We start from the raw sequence: 19,783 nt of genomic DNA on the forward strand, positions 1-19,783 counted from the left end.
ACAGCCATCTGGCACAACCGCCGCACCAGAACACCGATCACCCGGTCACTGACCGCCTACGACCACTGACCAGCACATCGGACTTACTCATCTAGTCCAGTACTAGTCCCCCAGGAGCCATAGTTAGAGGTGTGACTCGCCCTCCACCTGCAGACAGAGCCTCTCGATCTCCGCCGTTGCGTCATGCCCAAGGAGCTCACGCGCGGACTGGTCGGCAACTTCCTGCCGAAGCTTCACCGTCTGGCGCGAGTTGAACATTGTGTCCGCGAACGGCAGCAGACTTCCGAGAAAGGGGTGCTTGTCAGCATCCACATGCTGAAGCGCGTTCATCCAATCCAGTCTGGACGATCCGTTCACCACGATGTCACCGGTCTCCCCTCGCACCTGCATATTGATCACCAAATTCCTCCTCGTTCAGAGTCCGCTGTGTCGATCCCGCTCGCCCGGCTCATGGAGTTAACCGTGACAGCCACGCGTGCCGCGAGGAAGATCCCAACGAGCTGCGGTACAGCAGGGCCGCGGCGCCCGCATCGTTGTACGCGTGCTCGTAGTGCTCGGACCATGAGCGACGGCAGGAGGTCGTGAGCGGGCTGGTCGACCTCGCGCGCACCGCTCGCGAGAAGGCCGAGGAGAAGCCTTCTGGTACGGATCTGGTGCGGGGCCCCTGAACTGGTCCAGACAACAAACAAGGCCCAAGTCGCTGACTTGGGCCTTTGTTGTGGAGCGGGTGACGAGAATCGAACTCGCGCTCTGAGCTTGGGAATCAACGGTGCCTAGCAGCACCGCACTGTTCTGACCAGGGGTTACTTGGCCCGCGAGCTGTGCTGAAGCGGAACGTCTCGGCCGCTTCTGACCGTGATTTACCGTGCTGAAGGGCTGGTACGGGGCTGGCCTGCGGCAAGGCGGTTGCCGAGACGGCTCGGGTGGTGTTGGGCTCGTACGGCAAAGGACATCGGGCCCCGGGACGCGGCACGGTGCGCGCACGCGAAGGAGTCGGCGGGGTCCGGATCGACGGGGCGGTTGGGCGCAGGCAGTGCGTAACGGGCGGCCTGTAGGAAAGCCGCGGGCTTCCGAGCGTACCGACGGGCGCTCTCTCGCCGGGCCTGCGGCGGCATCGCGACGTAGCTGGCTCGGCGCACTGCTCGTACGAAGGCTTCCTTCTCCCTCGGCCGGGCCGCACCCGTGATCGATGGGCAGCCAGTAACGCTACCTGATGATCGTGGTGCCTGGAAGGCGCAGCCTCACACCATGTGATGAATGCCCAGATCTCAGGTCAATTTGCCCTGAACCTCGTTGATCATGGTGCTGGACCACGGCCATCCAGAGCCGTGCCGGCCGGAGCGGGAAGTTCTCGCGCCGCCACCGCGTGACCCTTCACCGGGTCTCGCGTCCGTTACGGAAAGGGTGGACCTCATGACCGCTGCCGGTGAAGAGCCGACCGCATCGATCAACAACATCGCCACACAAGGCATTTGGGCCTCGGGCCCCACCATCAACCCCGCTGTCGTCCAAGTGGCCAGGGCTCTGCTCGCGGCGCTTGAGGACGAGGCGGCCGGGACGGCCGGGGCGCTGCCCGCGGAGTTGTCGGAGCTGGTGGCCGGTGTGCGGGAGAGGGCCTCGATCGGCTTCCCGCGCATCGTCGCCTCGGACGGGATCCGTCTTTCGGCGTTCTCCATCAAGCTGAACGACGGCAAACCGCACCCCGTCGTGATCGTCCCCGCCGGCTGGAGCCCGTACGGTTGGCTGCCCTTCGCGTACTCCTACCTCACGCTGGCGCAGCGCGGATACCACGTCCTGGCCTACACACCCCGAGGTATCGGCGACCCGGCACTGCCGTCCACGTCCGAGGGCACTGTCGATGTGGCCGGGCCCAAGGACTGGGCTGACGGTTCAGCGGTGATCGACTACGCCCAGGCGCACTTCGACCCGAGCGGCATCGGGTTCCTCGGCGAGTCCTACGGCTCCGGGATCAGCCAGCTGGTCGCCGCGCACGACCCCGACGCTCGGGTCTCCGCCGTCGTCGCGCTCAGCACCTGGGGCAATCTGGCCACCAGCCTGTACGCCAACGGCACCCGGCATCTCGCAGCCGCTCAGGCGCTGATCGCTTTCACCGGCGGCCCGATGGAGGACAAGTTCGACGAGGAGACCCAGCAGATCCTCACCGACTTCCTCCACGGCCAGAACCTCGACGACGTGGTGGCCTGGGCCACCGAGCGTTCGCCCGCTTCCTGTGTGAAGCTCACCAACAAGCGGCGGATCCCGACGTTCGTATCGAACACATGGCACGAGAGCCTGTTCCCCGCCGGTCAGACGATCGACATGTTCACCCGGCTCACGGTTCCGAAGCGGCTGAACATGTGGACGGGCGACCACGGCGCTCCGGAAGGGCCCGGCCTGAGCGGGCTGCTGACAAGCCTGCCGTTCCCCGGGCTCCGGGAGCCGATGCGGGAGGCGTACGAGTGGCTGGACCACCATCTGCTCGGCGCCGACAACGACGTGTCCGGCCGGCCCGAGGTCAGCAACCAGGTCATGTTCACCTACAAGACCGCCCCGGTGCCGGGCGGTACGCGCCGGATCACCGCCCCCGCACGCCGCGAGACGCACGCCGCGTGGGGCGACGTCAGCACCGGGAGCGAGACCTGGTATCTCACGGCCGCCGCCGCCGGCTCCGGTGATGGCGTGCTGGCCGAGGAGGCGGCCAACGGCTGGTCGCGCGGTTTCGCCACCGGCGGCCTCACCGAGGCCACCGCGATGGACGCCGTCCTGCAGACCGGCCAGAAGGAGTGGAGCGGCAATCCCAAGACCTACGACCTGGAGAAGTTCGACCGCTCGCAGCTGCTGGTCTGGGCGACGGAACCGCTGTCCGGCCGGAGCGGAGTGGCCCGCCGGATCCGCGGAGCCGCCACCGTACGGATCACCGTACGCAGCACCGACGACGCCGCCACACTGGTCGCCTACCTGTTCGACATCGCTGCGGACGGTACGGCGCGGATCATCACGCACGAGCCGTACAGGGCCGCCGACCTGACGCCGAACACGGACCGCACCCTCAGCTGGCAACTTCAGCCCGCTGTCTACGACGTGGCGGAGGGCCACCGGCTCGCGCTGGTCGTCAACAGCCGCGACCAGCTGTACTCCTTCGCCGGAACGGACGGCGGCACCATCACCGTTGGCTCACCCGGCGGACAGGACGCCGGCGTGGAGATCCCGCTCGGCTGAGCCCGCCGTGGCTGGCACACCTGCCGGCGCTGCACATCCGCCCCGCCGGTGGAGTCCCCGTTTCCCCGCTTCGAGGACTGCCGATTCTTCCGAGTCAATGGTGGGCGCTTTCTGGCCATACCGCCCAGGAGCCCATCGCTGAGAAGCCGAACGGCCATTACCGCAATGCCCCACTGATCAACCAACGAGGAGAAGTTCATGGCTGTTTTCACCGCCGCTCTGGTCGCCCGCCACAGCGACAAGCTGGTGTCCGTCACCGCCTCGGGTACCGAGGACGGCGCCGAGGTGGTCCAGTGGACCGACAAGAACAAGCCCAACCAGCACTGGAACTTGGTGGCGACGACGGGCGGTTACTACCACGTCGTCGCTGTGCACAGCGGCAAGGCGCTGTCCGTCACCAACTCGGACATGGAGGACGGCGGGACCGTCGTCCAGTGGACCAACAAGAACAAGCCCAACCAGGAATGGAAGCTCGTCCAGAAGGACGACGGCTACTTCTCCCTGGAGGCCCGCCACAGCGGCAAGCTCCTGTCCGTCGTCGGCGAGGACACCGCGGACGGCGGCAAGCTCGTCCAGTGGACCGACAAGAACAAGCCCAACCAGCACTTCCGCCTCGGCTGAGTCATCTGCGCGCACGGCCTCGCCGACGTTCTCGGCGAGGCCGTGCCGCGCCGTCGCCCGTGCGGCGTTGATCGCACCTCACCGAAAACCCACTCAGGAAGGACTCATGGTGATCGCAAGGATCATGGTGGAGGGGCAGTGGACCCTGACCGCCTCCGACATCGACGCCCTCAACGCGCTGGACGACGAGTTGAGCGTCGCGGTTGAGACCCACGACGAGGAGGGCTTCCGTAACGCTCTCGGCGCCCTCCTTGCGGAGGTTCGATGCCGGGGGACCCCACTGCCTGACGACGCGGAGGAGCCCAGCGAGTTGATCCTTCCCTCCTCCGACGCCTCCCTCGACGATGTCCGTGTGATGTTGAGCGACAGCGGCCTCATTCCCGGCTGACTTCCGCCAAGGCGCGACGGTCGCGCGGAGGAAGGCGGGAGCCGTGATGGCAGCAGCAGCAGAAGAACGGACGCAGCGGTCAAGTTGGGCCTCACGGCCGGCCAGGTCGTCCTGGAGATCGGCTACGCCGACGACGCCGACCAGGAGCTGCGTGAGGGCATCGTGGCGATCACCGGCAAGGACTTGGTCGAGGCCCTGACCCTGCCTCGTACGGCGCCGCCCTGCGACAGTGGTGCGTCAGCTCTGCCTTCCGATCGCCCGCGCCCCGACCGTGCCCGCCGTGGTCTCCAGCTGCGGGGCACTCGCGTCCAGCGCCGGCCGGCTACGGCAGAAACCCTTGTACGGCTCGGCAAGAGCATTCCGGATGTCGAGGGGCTTACCGGCCTTCAGCGCGTGACGATCCCTGGGACGGGTGCCCGGCCGGGCCGCGGGACGGCCGACGCGAGGCCCGCGCTGGTAAGGTCGGGTCACGCTTGCAGAGAGCCTGGGCCCGTGCCGGACAAGGCACGGGCCCAGGTCCGTTCAGGGCGCCGAAACGAGGAAACCCCCAATGAAGGTGAAGCAGTCGGCCTCAGGTCGCTCCGGACCCGGCAGGTCCGACCGGGGGAGGGCCCCGAAGGGCGAGCTCTCGGTGCCGGGGACACCGGTGCCTGGTCTCCCGCCGGCCGGCTCCTTCGCGGAGCTGGAACTGCCGGTCGCGCTGATGGGGGTGCTGGCGGGGCTCGGGGTACGAGAGCCATTCCCGATCCAGGCGGCCACCCTGCCGAGCGCGCTGGCCGGCCGGGATGTCCTGGGCCGCGCGCGGACCGGCTCGGGAAAGACCCTCGCCTTCGGGCTTGCGCTCCTCACACGTACGGCGGGCCGGCGCGCCGAACCGAAGCGCCCTCTCGCGCTGGTCCTGGTGCCGACAAGGGAACTCGCGCAGCAGGTGAGCGAGGCGCTGGCTCCCTACGCGAAGGCGCTCGGGCTGCGCTCGGTGACTGTGGTCGGCGGGCTGGCGATCGGCCGGCAGGTGGCGGCGCTCCGGGCGGGTGCCGAGGTCGTGGTGGCGACGCCGGGACGGCTGGCCGATCTCGTCGCCCGGCGGGACTGTCACCTGGACCGGGTGCGGATCGCGGTGCTGGACGAGGCGGACCAGATGTGCGACATGGGTTTTCTGCCGCAGGTCTCGGAGACCCTGGACCGGACGCCGCCCGGCGGGCAGCGGATGCTGTTCTCCGCGACGCTCGACCGCAACGTCGATCAACTGGTCAGGCAATATCTGAGTGAGCCGGTGTTCGCCGCGGTCGATCGGGCGGAGGGCTCGGTCGCGACGATGGAGCACCACGTACTGAACGTCCATCCCGCCGACAAGTACGTGACAGCCACCGAGATCGCGGCTCGGGACGGGCGGGTGCTGATGTTCCTGGACACCAAGCACGGTGTGGACCAGTTCACCCGCCACTTGCGGAACAGCGGCATTCAGGCGGGTGCTCTGCACAGCGGGAAGTCGCAGCCGCAGCGTACGCACACGCTGGCCCAGTTCAAGGACGGGGAGATCACGGTGCTGGTGGCCACCAACGTCGCTGCCCGTGGCATCGACGTCGAGCACCTGGACCTCGTGGTCAACGTGGATCCGCCCTCCGACCCCAAGGACTACCTCCACCGCGGCGGGCGCACCGCGCGTGCCGGGGAGTCCGGCAGCGTGGTCACGCTGGTCACGCCCGGCCAGCGCCGGGACGTGAACCGGATGATGTCGGATGCCGGGATCCGGCCCACGGTCGCTCAGGTTCGCTCCGGCGAGGAGAGGCTGACCAGTATCACAGGCGCGAAGCGCCCGCCGATGCAGGACGGGGCGAAGACTGGCAATGCGGCGTTCCGGGGTCTGGGCACCCGCGCGGGCCGCCCGCCGAAGGAATCCCGCAAGGCCGCGGAGGCGCGCACGATGGCGGAGGCCCGCAAGGCCGCCAGAGCGCGCAGGGCCCACTGACGGGCTGTACGGCCGTCGCGGGTGGGGAGACACACGGAGCCACCCACTGCCTCGCATCGAGTGGAGCGTCAAGGAGTGCCGATGGCGAACAGGGTCCAACGACCCCATGAGGAAGCCGAGTTCGAGTTCATCCTGGCGAGGGCGGACGTCCCGGTGCTCGCGTACTTTCACGGGGTGTGGCCCAAGGCCGCGGCAGCATGCAAGGAAATGGATGCCCTGGTGCGGGAGGTGGCCGACGTTTACCAGGGCCGACTGATTGTTGTGCGGGCCGACATCGCAAGGTGCCCCGGCCCCGTACGGCGGTACGGCGTCACCGGCGCGCCCTCCTTCGTGCTGATCGATCGGGGCGAGGCGATGGAGGCCGGGAGCGGTCCGATGTCCAGGACAGCGCTCGGGGAGTTCCTGGACGCCCACCTGTGATCAGGCCGCGTACCGGCCGACGAGGTTGTGCCCGCAGCGACCGGCCCGGGCACCATCGGGGCCGCAGATGTACAACTCTTCACCGAAACCGCCGAGCGCCCTCGTCAGGTCCTGGTACTCGCGTAAGGCGGCTACCCGTCGTGGCTGGAAGCCTGCTCATCGAACGACGAGATCGAAGTGAACCTGGGCGCCGCGCGTCGATGGATGAGCCACCTCCGTAATCACGGAACGCCGGCGTCCAGCTCTCTCGAATCAGGACCTCACCACGATTCAACCGACATCACGAGTTCAGTTCAGTCCAGTAGCGGATACGGGCGAGACTCGTGCCGCCGCACCGATTGACCGCCAGATGTTGTGCATAAGAGGATGTCTCATGTGGTGATGGTGTGAGCTGCGGCATGATGTCTCTTCGTGAGTGCCGATTTGTCGCAGCGGCTGGTTCCTGACGGTCTGTGGGAACTCGTCGCCCCGTTGTTGCCGTCGTTCAACTCCCGTCCGCAGGGCGGTGGGACTGCGCCGCTGGATGAGCGGGCTGTGTTCACGGCGGTGGTGTATGTGCTGACCAGCGGGTGTGCCTGGCGGCACCTGCCGGAGATGTTCGGGGTGTCGCCCGCGACGGCACACCGTCGGTTCACCGCGTGGACCCAGGCGGGGCTGTGGCGCCGACTGCACCGGTCGGTCCTGGACGAACTCGGCGCCAGGGGCGAGCTCGACTGGACCTCCGCAATCGTCGACGCCGCGTCGGTGCGGGCGAAAAGGGGGGTCCGCTGACCGGGCCGAATCCGGTCGATCGCGGCAAGAAGGGCAGCAAACTACATGTGCTGTCCGAGGCCCAGGGCATCCCGCTCGCTGTCGCCGTGTCCGGCGCGAACATGCACGACAGCCTTGCCCTCAAGCCGCTGATCCGCGGCATACCCGCCATCCGTTCCCGGCGCGGACCCCGTCGGCGCCGCCCAGTCAAACTCCGCGCGGACAAGGCGTACTTCTCCGCCGATCACTTCGCCTGGCTGCGTGAACGGGGGCTGATCCCGCGTATCGCCCGGCCGGGCATCGAATCCGGCGAACGGCTCGGCCGGCACCGCTGGAAGATCGAGCGGTCCATCGCCTGGCTGTTCGGCTATCGCCGCCTTACCGTCCGATACGAACGAAAGGGCTCCCACTTCCTCGCCTTCCTCGGCCTGGCCGCCGCTCTGACCTGCTACAAGAAGCTCGCAAAACTCGCCACATGAGACACGCTCTAAGTGGTGCGTGGCCTTCGAATTGGACTAGACAACAAACGACCCCCGGGCCGCTGGCCTGGGGGTTCGTCGTGGAGCGGGTGACGAGAATCGAACTCGCGCTCTGAGCTTGGGAATCAACGGCGCTCCGGAGTGCCACAGCGCTCTGAACAGGGATAACGAGATCCCCGACCTGCGCTGGGACCTGATGGATTGACCGTTTCGGACCCCTGGCGTACCGCACTAAAGGGCTGGGATGGGGCTGGTCTGCGACGGGGCGGTTGCGAAGACGACTTGAGTGGCGTTGGCCTATTCGGGCAAGGGATTTCGCGCTCATGACCAGAGTGGAGTGTGCGCACGCGAAGAATTCGGAGTCCCGGATACTCGCACGCACCAGCACGCTAGAACATGAGCTTTGCGGTGGACACGCAGTGCGGCACCCGGAGCTGGGAGTCGCCGGATAGTAAAACCATGTCCCTGCGCAGTTCCCGGCGTGGCCGGGAGTCGCCGGAGGTCCGGGCCCGGCGGATCCTGGTCGTGCCCATAGGGGATGAGTAGACCGATCTGCGGCTCCTCCAGCCAAGACCTGGATCATGTCACCTGACTTCTCTTGGAGGCGAGCGTCACCATGAGTCAGCTATGCGGGTGAGGGTTCACACAATCGCATGAACGGGTCAGGGGGGCAGTGTCTCTCCCCGGGTGGATCACGTTCCCCTAGTGTCCCGACTGATACGAGGGGAACTTATGACCGCTCAGTCCAGGTTCACTGCTAACGAGCGTGAGACGTTTGCCGATCAGGTGATCGACGGCGCTCGCACCATCCGAGAGGTCGCCGACGATTGCGAAGTACCGCGGCAGACTGTCCAAAATTGGGTGAAGAGCCGTAGGGAGAGGCGTGGAATCCCGACGCCGCGGCCTGGGTCTGGACCGTCGACCCCAGAGCGCATGGCTGCTCGGCTTGAGAAGTTGGAGAAGGCGAAAGCGGACGCAGAGGTGCGAGCGGCAAATGCGGAGGCACGAAGCGCTTCCCTGGAAGCACTCGTTGCTCGCCAGGGGATCGCAGTGGCAGCACTTAAGGGGACGTTGCGGTTGTACGTCGATCCGGAGGGCTTCGGCGATGGTGTGACCCCTGCTTGACGTGAGGCGGGAGCGACGGACAAAGTTGGTTCTGATCCGAGCGGTACTTTCCCCCATCACGAGCGTGCGAGCCGTGGCCACCCGATTGAGGTGCGTGCCCCCGCCTTCATTCAGCGATGCCTGGCGGCTAGTAAGGGTTAGCGCGCATCCGGATGAGCTGGTCTACGACCTATGCAAGACCCAGGTCGGTAAACCCACCGGATCTGCTTCACCTCGGGTGGTAGCAGAGAACAAGGACGATCATTGATCGTTGAGGCGCTAGCGGGGTACCGCGCGCAATCCGCTATGTAGAGGCGGGAAAAGGGCTGCCCCGTAGAAGCGTGACGACACGGTGGCGAAGTCAAACCGATCGAATTCGCTACGCCAGTGGCCGCGTTGGGACTACTGCTATAGCACCATGCGCCCTTCGTGCCCCCTTGAGGGACGGCTTCCACTGCGATCAGCTTGCCCCGTATGTACTGACAGGGGAGTTGAGGCTGCTCTCGGTCGGCCCTTCTGGAGGGGGAAGTAGTGGCAATCAAGTTGCTGTACGTTGCGCCTGCGCAGAACGACCTGATCGACAAGGCCATCACTCTGGGCAATCGCTACACCAAGACACTGGGGCTCCTGAAGCCTCCCGCGTACAGCAAGGCAGCGGAAGATGGTGGACTGCTCGTAGCGGTTGAAGCGGAAGAGGTGATCGGTTACGCACTGTTCGGGCTGCCGAAAAGGAGTGCCCACATCCGCCTAGCCCACCTGTGTGTGGCGGAAGAACAGCGCGGCAGGAGCGTTGCACGGCGACTGGTGGAGGAGATCAAGGAGCGGTATCCACAACGGCTTGGCATCAAGGCCAAGTGCCGTCGTGACTACAACCTCAGTGCCATGTGGACGAGCTTGGGATTCGTCCCACATGGCGAGGTACGAGGACGCGGTCGGGATGGAGAGATCCTCGACGGATGGTGGCTGGATCTCGGGCACCCGCACCTATTCACGGAGGTGGAGAGCGACGCGCTGCTGGTGGTTGCGATCGACCACGCGGTGTTCGCTGATCTCCGCGGGCGCACCTATACAACCGACGTAGAGGAATCCCGCGCGCTGGAAGCGGGCTGGCTGACAGACCTTGTCGAGCTCGCCTACACGCCCCAACTCGTTCATCAAATCCGCGATATCGCCGACACTGCTGAGCGCCAGCACCAGAGAGCGGCGCTGCCCGGACTACGTCAGCTCACTCCCGCCCCCGCAGCCGTGGCTGAACGGACGGCAGCGCTGCTCAGCGTGGCGGCGGAGTCGCTCCCGGACCTCCCCGACGACGACGGGGCACTGCGTCGTTGCGCGCAGTACGTCGCTGAGACGTCGTGCGCCGGCCTCCGGGTACTGGTCACTCGAAACCCCCTCCTGTCCCGTCTGACGGACGTGGCTTGGGAGGTTGCCAGGGTCCGTGTCGTGGCGCCATCCACGGTGACGCTGCACGTGGACGAGCTTCGGCAGGCCCAGGTGTACCGCCCGGCGGACCTGATGGGTACGGACTTCCGGTCCGTGGAGGTGTCCCCACGAGCGGAGGATGAACTAGTTGCCTTCTTCGATCAGTCCGGCGGGGACGACGGATCAGCCTTCGCCGAATGCTTGCGCTGCCTGACCGCAGACTCGGTCGCATGGCGCCGCGAGCTGCTGCGGGATGGGGAGGGTCACCCTGTCGCCCTCTACGCGTGGGCTCTGGACGGGCGGACGCTGATTGTCTCCGTGCTCCGCACCGCGGAGCACGCACTGGAAGAGACCCTGGCCAGGCAACTCCTCTTTCTGCTCAAGCGTCTTGGGCGCGACTGCGGCGCGGAGATGATTCGGATCACCGATCCGCATCCTTCCATGGTCGCCAAGGCAGCCGCTGGGGACGACGGCTTCTTCGAGCACGACGGTGGGCTCGTGGCTCTGCTGGTGAATGTGTGCGGTACGACAGCTCAGGTCGAGGCAGTGGCCGGCGGGCTCGCTCGCGAGCTGATCGTAGAGGCAACTACGCTGCAGGAGGGGATGCCTGCCGAGGTGGCCGCTGTGGTGGAACGCGCCTGGTGGCCGGCGAAGGTCATCGATTCCGGGATGCCGTCCTTTCTGGTGCCGATCAAACCGCGTTGGTCCACCGAACTGTTCAATTGCCCGGCCACGCTTCTACCGCGTAGCCAGGTGTTGGGCATCAGCAGGGAGCATGTCTATTACCGAACCTCGGGGCACCGAGGCGAGAGCGTTCCCGGTCGTCTCCTCTGGTACGTCAGCGAGGGTCCTTCCGGCGTGGAAAGCCAGATGGTCGTGGGCAGTTCGCGGCTGGACGAGGTGCTCATCGACACACCCGACAGCCTCTTCTCAAAATTCGAACACCTGGGCGTATATGGTCGGGCTGAGGTACACGGAGCCGCTGACGCCTCTGGTCACGCCATGGCGCTGAGGTTCTCGGACACCGAGATCTTCCCCGAGCCAGTAACGCTACGGCGGTTGACCTCACTGGCCAGGGAACTGGGACTACCTTGGTCGTCGAACTCGTTGATCTCACTGTCGAAGATCAGAAACGAGCTGTTCCAGGCGGTCTACAAAGAGGGGCACCGAAAGACGTGAACGATCCGGAACGCGCGATGTTGCTGTCCGTCCACCCGCGCTTCGCCGCCGCGATCCTGGCCGGGAGCAAGACGGTGGAGGTCCGCCGCCAACGCGTCGCCGCGCCTCCCGGAACGACGGTCCTGCTCTATGCGACGGCGCCCACCATGGCCCTGGTGGGCATGGCGCGCATCGCCTCAGTCCACGTGGCCTCTCCCAAGGAGGTCTGGTCGGCGCATCGCACTCAGACAGGAATCACTCGACGCGAGTACGACGCCTACATGAGCGGCGCCGCCCACGCGAGTGGCCTCACGCTGGCGGATCCCGTGTCCTTCAACGAGCCCGTCACGCTCAGCGCGTTGCGGGCCAAGGGCACTTTCCATCCTCCGCAAAGCTACCGATACATGAAGGGCGATGCCCTGCGTCAGGTAGCCGAAGCCGGCCCCGTGGTGGTGAGGGCCCTTCGTGGGGCGCTTGGCGATCTGGTGCCCGCTTAGTGGTCGGCTCCGGAAGTCCTTCGATGGGTTGACTCTAATCGGCTTTCGCACGACAGCCAGGGGGATTGCATGCACATGCGACCGTGCGGGCTTCACTCCGCGGCAGGCTTCGGAGATGCCTTCGACCCGGTCGCGGATTGTGCCTTGCTGCTCGAGCTCGCGCTCTGAGCTAAGGAATCAACCCGCACTTGACTGCGGATCAGCGAATGAACAGCGGAAACGCTCCCCAGGTGGACGCTTGGGCCTCCACGCCAGCGGCCCGAAGTGATCGTTCTTGAGCCTTGGGATGGCGTGGTGGCGCAGAAGGCTCCATGCCACTGTGCGAGGTTCCCGTGTTGGCCCAGTCCCGCCTAGCGGCGAGCAAGCATTGGCGCCGACGGGGACGCGAGCCTGCAGTCCCTGCCTTTTGCCATAGAGGCTAACCGCGGTGCGAGCTGCCCGTGTACGACGCCCATCGGTACTCTGGGGTCTATGGCACCGGTTCCGGAGAAGCCTGAGCAGGCTTCGGAAAGCTCTGCACTGAACCGCCTTGCTCCCAAAAATCGGGACGATTCACCAGATGTAGGGCGCAAGCGGAATCTGGTACGGCACAGCGGTGGCAGTGGGAAGACGATGAGCTTCGCAGCCTTGGCAGCGGCCCGCATCAACCCGAAGTCTGGCCTGTTTCTTGAGTTGAAAGGGGGAGCCCGCAGTAGCCCCCTTACAGCGCACCTGGTCGCCACGGCGTCTTACCTATCCGCCTTCGGTACCTTGGCCGTTGACTCGCCTCTCCATGACTTGGGGAAGCGCGTTCCCTCCTGGCAGCTCCTGCACTGGAGTCACTTGACCACTCGGCTGCCCAGTCCCTTCCTCGGTAGAGACTCGCGGGCGGCCAGGCAGCGGGAAGCCACCAAGCTTATCGAGCAGTACAACGCCAGCATCGCCTACAGGAGTCTGTCCCTGAACGGTGGCGGCGGCAGCCTGTTCACCACCGGAGCCAGAAGGCTCGGAAACCCTGAGAAGTCTCTCATCGAACAGATCAAAGCGCCGATGACCGCGACCGAAGCTCAGAGGCTCAGCGAACGCCTCAAAGCTGAAGACGGTCCGCGACGAAAGTTGCCGCCTCGCCCGTGAGCACTGTCAGCTGGAGAATCCCGGATAAAAAGGACCGCAGCTTACTGCAGTCGTTCAGCTGCGCTCAGGGTGTCCCGCCGACAGGCCGGCCAATGCCCTGGGAGTACGAGGTCCAGACCTACTTCCGCAGTGAAGCCCTGGCGGACACGAATAGGTCCCTCCGCTATGACCAGCGCTTTCGCATCGCTGAGGACGCCCAGGGGATCGCTGCCGCGTACACCCATGCCAGACCCGCTGAACCGCACCCTGACCTGCAGATTCCACCAACTCAAGCGTGCCGCTACCTCCTCGTGATCGCCATCGCCCTCCGGCACCGGCACCAGGGAGGCAAATTCGCCGACGAAGTACTGAATGACGCGCTCTACGACATTGTCGAACGTGAGCCCGATGATGACTCTGTCGCCGTCCTCGCGCGTGTTGACTACCGCAACCTCTCAAGCCGGAACATGTTCCGCCGAACCGGCTTCGAGGAAGTCCTCCCGGGCACTCCGGCGAGCAGGCTCGGCTGGTGGCTGCTGACCCTCGAACGCTGAGGGACCACCGAGCGGTACCAGCAGGGTGGGAAGGCAAGCAACCAGGGACACGAGCGGGCTGCCTGGTTCGCGGGGTGAACAGTGGCCTGAGCGATCCTGGTCGGCCGTCGGGAGAGGGACACTCGCGCGACAACCCATCGGTGAACACCAAGACCGGAGCCATGTGCGACGCCGCAACGGGGGGCGACCGGCTTGATGCTCTGCGTCCGGAGCAGGCGACGGTACTTGTCGTGGCCGTAGCCGCGATCCCCGAGCAAAGTGTCAGGTCGCCGCCGTGGTCGTCGAAGCTGCGAGTGATATGCCCTGTCCGTCGACGAGGATGGGGGCTACGTCGACCTGGGATGCAGGGTGGGAGCCTCACGGTCGGACCAGCCGCGGGTGGGCTGGGGTGTCAGTGGCGCGAAGTACCGTCGGTACGGGACTGTCAAAGGGGCCATCCATGAGCGCGAGTCTGTACCGCGGCCAACTCGGCCGGAAGAGGAAGGCACGCACTGACGCCGAGAAGAAGGCGGGTGCGCTGCGGGTCAAGGAGTCCGGCAAGCGTTCGGACGCGGCGAAGGCCCGGGAAGCCGCCGGGAAGTCAAAGAACGCAGCCACGATCAAGAGCAAACAGATGGCTGCAGCCCGCTACGAGACCGCAGCCAATACGGCCGCACGCGAGGCCAGCACGTTGGAGAGCAAGGCTGCCAGATACGGCAGCGAGATGGCGGCCCTGGAGGTCAAGCTGGCCACGGCGGAGAGAACAGAGCGGGAAGCTGCCGACAAAACGCGGCAGCGGGAGCAGCGGCAAACGGAGCGGCGAGCTACGGCCGAACAAATGAGGATCGAGAACCGTTTGTCGACTGCGGAGGAGCAGGTGAGTACGGTGCTGAAGGAACTGCGCGCGCCGAAGCCCGAGAAACTGCGTGTACTTATGCTGGGGGCCGCTTCAGCCGGGGACCTGCGAGTCGGCCGAGAGCAGGAACGGATCCGTGCTGCCGTAGAGAGGGCCACACACCGGGATTTGGTGGAGCTGGATGTCCATCCGGCAGCGACGGCAGACATCCTCCTTGATGGTCTTACCCGGTTCCGGCCTCACGTAGTTCACTTCTCCGGCCACAGCACGGAGGACTTGATCGTCTTCGAGAAGGACATCGACCATCGTCACAGCCGCCGCCTTCGCAAGCGCAGTTGCGGCCGTCGACGAGCCGCCGCTGCTGGTCCTGCTCAACTCCTGCCACTCTGCCGCACAAACCAAGAACCTGACCGACAGCGTTCCTTTTGCCATCGGCATGTCGGACACGATCGGCGATCTTGAAGCGATCGCGTACGCCGCCCGGTTCTATGCGGCAGTTGCTGATGGGCAGTCACTCCAAGGGGCACACTTGATCGGCAAGGCTGCGGTCGCGCTTGCTGGCCTTCCCGATCACGACCTCCCCACTTTGGACTGGGCCTCCAACGTCGATCCGCAAACGACGCGTCTAGTCACACCGCCGGAGTAGCAGCGCGCTCGTGCCGGCGCTTTTCAAGACCAGATGTGAAAGTCGACATGCGCGAAGTGTCCGGACCCCGGCAGTCGCGATGCGAGGGTCGGGGTGTTGTCGCGGTGCGGGCTTGGTCGGTGTGGCCGGAGGGGTTGTGGAGGTGCACGGTGTCGCCTTGGCGGCTGGTGATGAGGACGAGGGTGGCCGCCCTTGCCGGGGGCTGGGTTTTCGGGGCGGCGGATTTCCTTGTGGACGGAGGCCATGACGAGGTGTCCGTTGTCGAGCAGGGTGAGTAGGTCGGGCACGGTCAGGGTCGGGTGTACCTGTGCCTTCAGGGGGTGGGTGTCTTGGACGTACTGGGCGAAGGGCGCGTAGATGAGGCCGTGGATTGTGCCGGTGTCCAGGTTTTCGGTGTAGGCCCCGTATTTGCGGGCGCCGCCGAGGAGTTCGAAGAGGGTGGGTGCGTTGCCGGTACGTGCGAGGAGGGCCATGCGCAGGCAGGCGATGCCGCACATGTGGCCGCACCACCGGCCGTAGGTGTCGAGGTCGGGGGCGCCGGATTCGGCCCAGCGGGGGTCCGCGCCGTGGGTGCGACCCTCATAGGCGAAGGCGGCGATCAAGTCCGGGCTGGCGTACTGGGTGATGGTCGGGAACGCGTGGTCATCGGGCACGTGAGGGTTCCTTCCGGTGGACCGTCTGGCTGATCAGCCGGTGGAAGGTGGGCCACGCCACTCCTGGTCCATACACCTATTCACGTGGGCACACAAGGCAGGCGAAACGGTATTCTTCAGTCTGGCATCAGCCGTTCGGCCCTACGTCGGCAACGAGCAGACGATCCATCCTCTCAACGATTGTGGCGGCGCGGATTCCGCCGATCACGCAGATGCCATTCGCGAGGGAGACGGGGGTGGGTAGCCTCTGGACAGACCGCACCACTAGAAGCCACCCGCTTGAGGAGTAAGACACATGTCGAATCGTTTGCGGCGACCTCTTGGGTCGGCCTTTCGCTCTCGCGCGTCGGCCGCAGTCATCTCGACGGTGTCCGCTACGGCCATCGCGGTTGTGGTCAATGTGTGGACGACCAATTGGACTTGGCCCGCCGGGGTTGGCCTCGGCACGCTTCTTCTGATTCAGGCACTCTTTGAATGGGGCCGGAGTCGTGTCGCCGACGACACCCCTCCGCCTCGGTCGGATTGGAAGGCCGAGCAACACTTCGCGGACGTGTCAGACAGCAACATCACAGCGGCACGCCGTCCCGTCGGAGGCGGTGTCACGGAAGTACGGCAGCGCGTTGGTGCGGTGAGCCGGTCCACCATCGTCGGCATTGACGGCAACAGCAACCAGTGACGTTCGATAAAGTGCCGGGAATCCCGGCAGAACTGGCTGGGCAGTCATACTCCTTCGTCGGGCGTGAATGGGCTCTGGCCGAGATCGCGTCCTGGTACGAGACCGCCGAACCGCTTCTTGTCATATCGGCAGAGCCAGGGGTCGGCAAGTCCGCGCTCGCGGTACGGCTGCGCCGAATCTCGCTCGGCGGGGTGCCGTCCCCACAGGGACTTGGACCGGGCTGGCTGCACGCGTGGCACTTCTGCCAAGCTCAGCGATTCGGGTCGCTGGACATTCGCGGGGTGCTGGAACAGGTGGCCGGACAGTTGTGCGCCACGCTCCCCGGTTACGCCGAAGCCGTGGCGTACCGCACTTCGGCCACCAGCGTCGTGATCAACCAGAAGTTCACGGGGCCCGTACACAATTCCACTGTGACCGGGATCGACCGCCTGGTACTCCCCGAAGCCGAACCGCGTCAGCTGCTGGACACCCTGTTCCGACAGCCGCTGTCCGAACTTGAGGCCAACTTCGTCATCCTGTTCGACGCGGTGGACGAGACCGAAGAACAGATCGGTGTGGCGCGAACGCTGGCCTGGCTGTTGTCCACGCTGCGCACCGACCCCATACCAGGACTACGGCTAGTGCTCACCACACGCAACGGACCAACTGCTGAGCGCTTCAACCATGGTCGGCGATTGCGGCTGCGAGAGGACGAGCCGACGGGGACGCACGACGTGCAGACCTACCTTCAGGGTCGCCTCCACAAGAGAGGAATCGCCGATCCCACGCTTCTCGCGCAATTGATCGCGAACGCCGCCGATGGCAACTTTCTCTATGCCACCCTGGCCGCATCCGAGGATGCCGGGTGGCTGGGTCTCCTCGCCTCGGGCGAGCATGCTCTGCCACACGGGCTCGCGGACCTGTACGACAGTTTCCTCAACCGTCAAGTGACCGCCCACCCCGGCCAGTGGCGTGACGTCATCCGCCCGGTTCTCGGTCTCCTGGTACAGAGCCGAGGTAATGGGTTCACGAGGCGTCAGCTGGCTCGGCTGTCCGGTCTTCGCCAATCATCCGTCGATGATGCATTGGAGATGTGTGCTCCGTATCTACGAGGTTCGCGGCCCGAAGGGCCTTTTCTTCCCTTCCATGGGTCACTGCGCGACCATCTCCGCTCGGAGTCCCCGCACGGCATCTACCCGTTGGAGTCGACAGAGCGCATCACCGAGACGTTCCGCGCCGATGCCACCGGTCCACATGGCGTGGAGCACCTCTTGGGCTACATGGCCGACCGCGTCCGGCTCACGGCCCCCGGCCCTGACGGCGCGTACATCGCCGAGCACAGCCGACAGGAACAGGGAGCACTGCGCGAACTGGAGCAGACCGTCACGGACTGCGGCTATCTCAGCGCGCGCATCACCGCGACCGGCGTGGACTCCATCCTTAACGAGATCACTGCTCTGCATGGCTTGCATCCGGAGAATGCGGTACTCGGTGCGATGCGTGGGGTGCTCGGACGTCAGGCGCACAACCTGCGGAACGAGGAGTTGGAGCGAGGGACGTCGTTCACCACTCAACAGCTCCAGCACGAGTGCTCGGTGAGTGGGCATTCCAGTCTCCTCCGCCATCGAGTTCCCGAACACGAACCGATCGTCGAGACCTTGTGGAGCGCCGCGAGCGAAAACTGCCGGCTGTTGTCCCACACGCTGGCCACCGGCGAATTCCACGTGGAGGCAGTGGCTATGTCCATGGACGGAACCAGGACAGCGCTTTGCGGACGTACCTGGAAAGAGAGTGACGGGCCGAGCATTCACGTCTTCGACACGAAGACCGGTTCGACGATCCGAGAGCTTGCACCCACCGAGAACAGCATGATGGTGTGGAGTCTTCGCTTTAGTGACGACGGTCGGTACCTCACAGCCCTGCGGGTAGATCGAACAGGCGTGGTCTGGGACGTGGCCTCCGGGACAGCAGAACCGCTGCAGCCCGACGAGGTCTCCGAATTCCAGTCCGTCTCTCAGCCGATTGACCTCCCGCCCTACGCCATGCCCAACGGGCTCGGTCCGATGGAGCTTGCCGAGTTGAGCGCGGCGGTCACTCCGGATCGCCGGTACGCGGCCGTGTACGAGTGCGCGAACGGCTCGGTGCTCATGTGGGACCTCGCCAACCGCACCATGCTGGGAAGCTTCGCTGCCCATCTCGCCAACAAGCTGGCCATCTCACCTGACGGCCGGTGGGTGATCGTAGGCTCGGCCATCGGTGGAGCTCACGTCCTTAGCCCGTTGTCCCCCGCGCCGCGGCGCTCACTGGACGGTCACCGGGGCTCCGTGCGTGCGGCATCGCTGTCCGGTGGTCACGCGGCGACTCTGGGAAATGACGGCGACCTGAAGATCTGGGACGTAGCTTCGGGAGACCTGTGCACGGTGTACACGCCTCCCGATTCCGGACGCGAAGGCGCTCTCGCCTCGGACCGCGAGGGCAGTCTGTGCGTCGTGGGGACCGACGACGGCAGTGCCATGCTCCATGACCTGCGGCGTCGTTCCGTGAGACGGCCTTTCATGGTTGGGGGTGTCCCTTGCGACGACAACTGGCGGACACGCGTAGGCGCCCGGGACGAAGCGCTGCCTCCGGTGGGAGCAGGTGACTGCCCGCGCGCCCACTGGCCGACACGTCTCAACGATCGACATGGCTCCCCCGTTTCGGCCCTCGACATCTCAGCTGACGGCCGCCGCATCGCGACCGGAACCTTAAATGGCGTGGTGCGTGTCTGGGATGCGGACCGCGGTGATCTCGTACGCGAGGTGACACGGGGTGGGCACCTCGTCCGGACCGTTCGGTTCACGCCGGATGGAGACCACCTCATCACTGTCGCTCAACTCGGCGGCATCTACCGGCATATGTGGTTGGGAGTGGAGGAATGGAGCGTCAATACCGGCGAGCTGACCCGGGTCTTGTGGCCCGATGACAAGCACAAGCCCTTTCCCCTCCCTGCTGATGACTTGGTCGCCGCTCTTACCAGAGACGGTCGCTATCTCGCAACGGGGAACAATAACGGTACCGTCACGATCCACGATCTCGCCGACCGGGAACGGGTCGGTCACGTGGTGCTCCACGGCGCCATCACGTGCCTGGCCTTCGATGGGCTGCGTCTCCTCGCAGGTACGGCCAATGGTGACGTCACACTGGGTGAAGTGCGGTTGGCGGCTGCGTCAGCAGGCGGTTGATCCGGTATTCGCCTTCGTCCACACCGCGGCCACACGATGGACGGGTATAGCTGCCTGTCGGTCTTTGCCTTTGCCCTGAGGGGACCATCCTGAGAGTTGC

Annotated in this window: 15 protein-coding genes and 2 pseudogenes; 14 read left to right on the plus strand and 3 right to left on the minus strand. The window is 65.7% G+C overall.

The window, feature by feature from the left end; genetic code table 11:
• Positions 1–123 precede the first annotated feature (123 nt).
• Positions 124–399, minus strand: a complete 276-nt coding sequence (locus tag ACIBLA_RS06515) for a hypothetical protein (RefSeq protein WP_399197952.1) — start codon at positions 397–399, stop codon at positions 124–126.
• Between the two features lie 1,014 nt (positions 400–1,413).
• Here ACIBLA_RS06515 and ACIBLA_RS06520 point away from each other — a divergent pair.
• The 12 genes and pseudogenes from ACIBLA_RS06520 to ACIBLA_RS06575 all read left to right on the plus strand — a co-directional run bounded on the left by ACIBLA_RS06520 (position 1,414) and on the right by ACIBLA_RS06575 (position 13,673).
• Positions 1,414–3,219 carry a CocE/NonD family hydrolase C-terminal non-catalytic domain-containing protein gene (locus tag ACIBLA_RS06520; RefSeq protein WP_399197953.1) on the plus strand — a complete coding sequence of 602 codons (1,806 nt, stop codon included), beginning with the start codon at positions 1,414–1,416 and terminating at the stop codon, positions 3,217–3,219.
• Between the two features lie 198 nt (positions 3,220–3,417).
• Positions 3,418–3,840 carry an RICIN domain-containing protein gene (locus ACIBLA_RS06525; protein WP_381795782.1) on the plus strand — a complete coding sequence of 141 codons (423 nt, stop codon included), beginning with the start codon at positions 3,418–3,420 and terminating at the stop codon, positions 3,838–3,840.
• 109 nt (positions 3,841–3,949) lie between these two features.
• A complete protein-coding gene (locus tag ACIBLA_RS06530) occupies positions 3,950–4,228 on the plus strand; it encodes a hypothetical protein (RefSeq protein ID WP_399198078.1) in 279 nt (92 codons plus the stop codon).
• A gap of 84 nt (positions 4,229–4,312) precedes the next feature.
• Positions 4,313–4,408, plus strand: a pseudogene (locus tag ACIBLA_RS06535) (DUF3052 family protein); the annotation flags it as partial.
• A gap of 370 nt (positions 4,409–4,778) precedes the next feature.
• Positions 4,779–6,197, plus strand: coding sequence for a DEAD/DEAH box helicase (locus tag ACIBLA_RS06540; protein WP_399197954.1), 1,419 nt, complete (start codon positions 4,779–4,781; stop codon positions 6,195–6,197).
• 81 nt (positions 6,198–6,278) lie between these two features.
• Complete coding sequence (locus ACIBLA_RS06545) at positions 6,279–6,617, plus strand: thioredoxin family protein (protein WP_399197955.1); 339 nt, start codon at positions 6,279–6,281, stop codon at positions 6,615–6,617.
• A 411-nt stretch (positions 6,618–7,028) separates the two neighbouring features.
• Positions 7,029–7,846, plus strand: a protein-coding gene (locus tag ACIBLA_RS06550; protein ID WP_399197956.1) for an IS5 family transposase whose coding sequence is annotated in 2 segments (ribosomal slippage) — positions 7,029–7,376 and positions 7,379–7,846 — 816 coding nt in all. Because the reading frame shifts where the segments join, the coding sequence is not laid out codon by codon here.
• Positions 7,847–8,578: 732 nt separating this feature from the next.
• A complete protein-coding gene (locus tag ACIBLA_RS06555; RefSeq protein WP_399197957.1) occupies positions 8,579–8,971 on the plus strand; it encodes a transposase in 393 nt (130 codons plus the stop codon).
• A 510-nt stretch (positions 8,972–9,481) separates the two neighbouring features.
• Positions 9,482–11,551, plus strand: coding sequence for a GNAT family N-acetyltransferase (locus ACIBLA_RS06560; RefSeq protein ID WP_399197958.1), 2,070 nt, complete (start codon positions 9,482–9,484; stop codon positions 11,549–11,551).
• A complete protein-coding gene (locus ACIBLA_RS06565; RefSeq protein WP_399197959.1) occupies positions 11,548–12,027 on the plus strand; it encodes an ASCH domain-containing protein in 480 nt (159 codons plus the stop codon). The genes ACIBLA_RS06560 and ACIBLA_RS06565 overlap by 4 nt, the downstream gene beginning before the upstream one ends.
• Before the next feature lie 471 nt (positions 12,028–12,498).
• Positions 12,499–13,140, plus strand: a complete 642-nt coding sequence (locus tag ACIBLA_RS06570; RefSeq protein ID WP_399197960.1) for a hypothetical protein — start codon at positions 12,499–12,501, stop codon at positions 13,138–13,140.
• The gene (locus tag ACIBLA_RS06575) at positions 13,137–13,673 is read left to right on the plus strand and encodes a hypothetical protein (protein ID WP_399197961.1); all 537 of its coding nucleotides are present in this window, start codon (positions 13,137–13,139) and stop codon (positions 13,671–13,673) included. Before ACIBLA_RS06570 ends, ACIBLA_RS06575 begins: the two co-directional genes overlap by 4 nt.
• Positions 13,674–13,795: 122 nt before the next feature.
• Here the strand turns inward: ACIBLA_RS06575 and ACIBLA_RS06580 are convergent.
• Positions 13,796–13,954: pseudogene (locus tag ACIBLA_RS06580) on the minus strand (IS5/IS1182 family transposase); the annotation flags it as partial.
• Between the two features lie 158 nt (positions 13,955–14,112).
• Between ACIBLA_RS06580 and ACIBLA_RS06585 the strand changes: the two are divergent.
• Positions 14,113–14,970 (plus strand): hypothetical protein, encoded by an 858-nt coding sequence (locus tag ACIBLA_RS06585; protein ID WP_399197962.1) that lies wholly within the window; start codon positions 14,113–14,115, stop codon positions 14,968–14,970.
• 207 nt (positions 14,971–15,177) lie between these two features.
• On the opposite strand, the gene ACIBLA_RS06590 is transcribed toward ACIBLA_RS06585, so the two are convergent.
• Positions 15,178–15,807, minus strand: a complete 630-nt coding sequence (locus tag ACIBLA_RS06590) for a peptidase (protein WP_399197963.1) — start codon at positions 15,805–15,807, stop codon at positions 15,178–15,180.
• Between the two features lie 672 nt (positions 15,808–16,479).
• Between ACIBLA_RS06590 and ACIBLA_RS06595 the strand changes: the two genes are divergently transcribed.
• Positions 16,480–19,683 carry a hypothetical protein gene (locus ACIBLA_RS06595; protein ID WP_399197964.1) on the plus strand — a complete coding sequence of 1,068 codons (3,204 nt, stop codon included), beginning with the start codon at positions 16,480–16,482 and terminating at the stop codon, positions 19,681–19,683.
• Positions 19,684–19,783 lie beyond the last annotated feature (100 nt).

Source organism: Streptomyces sp. NPDC050433 (assembly GCF_044458565.1).
GTDB lineage: Bacteria > Actinomycetota > Actinomycetes > Streptomycetales > Streptomycetaceae > Streptomyces.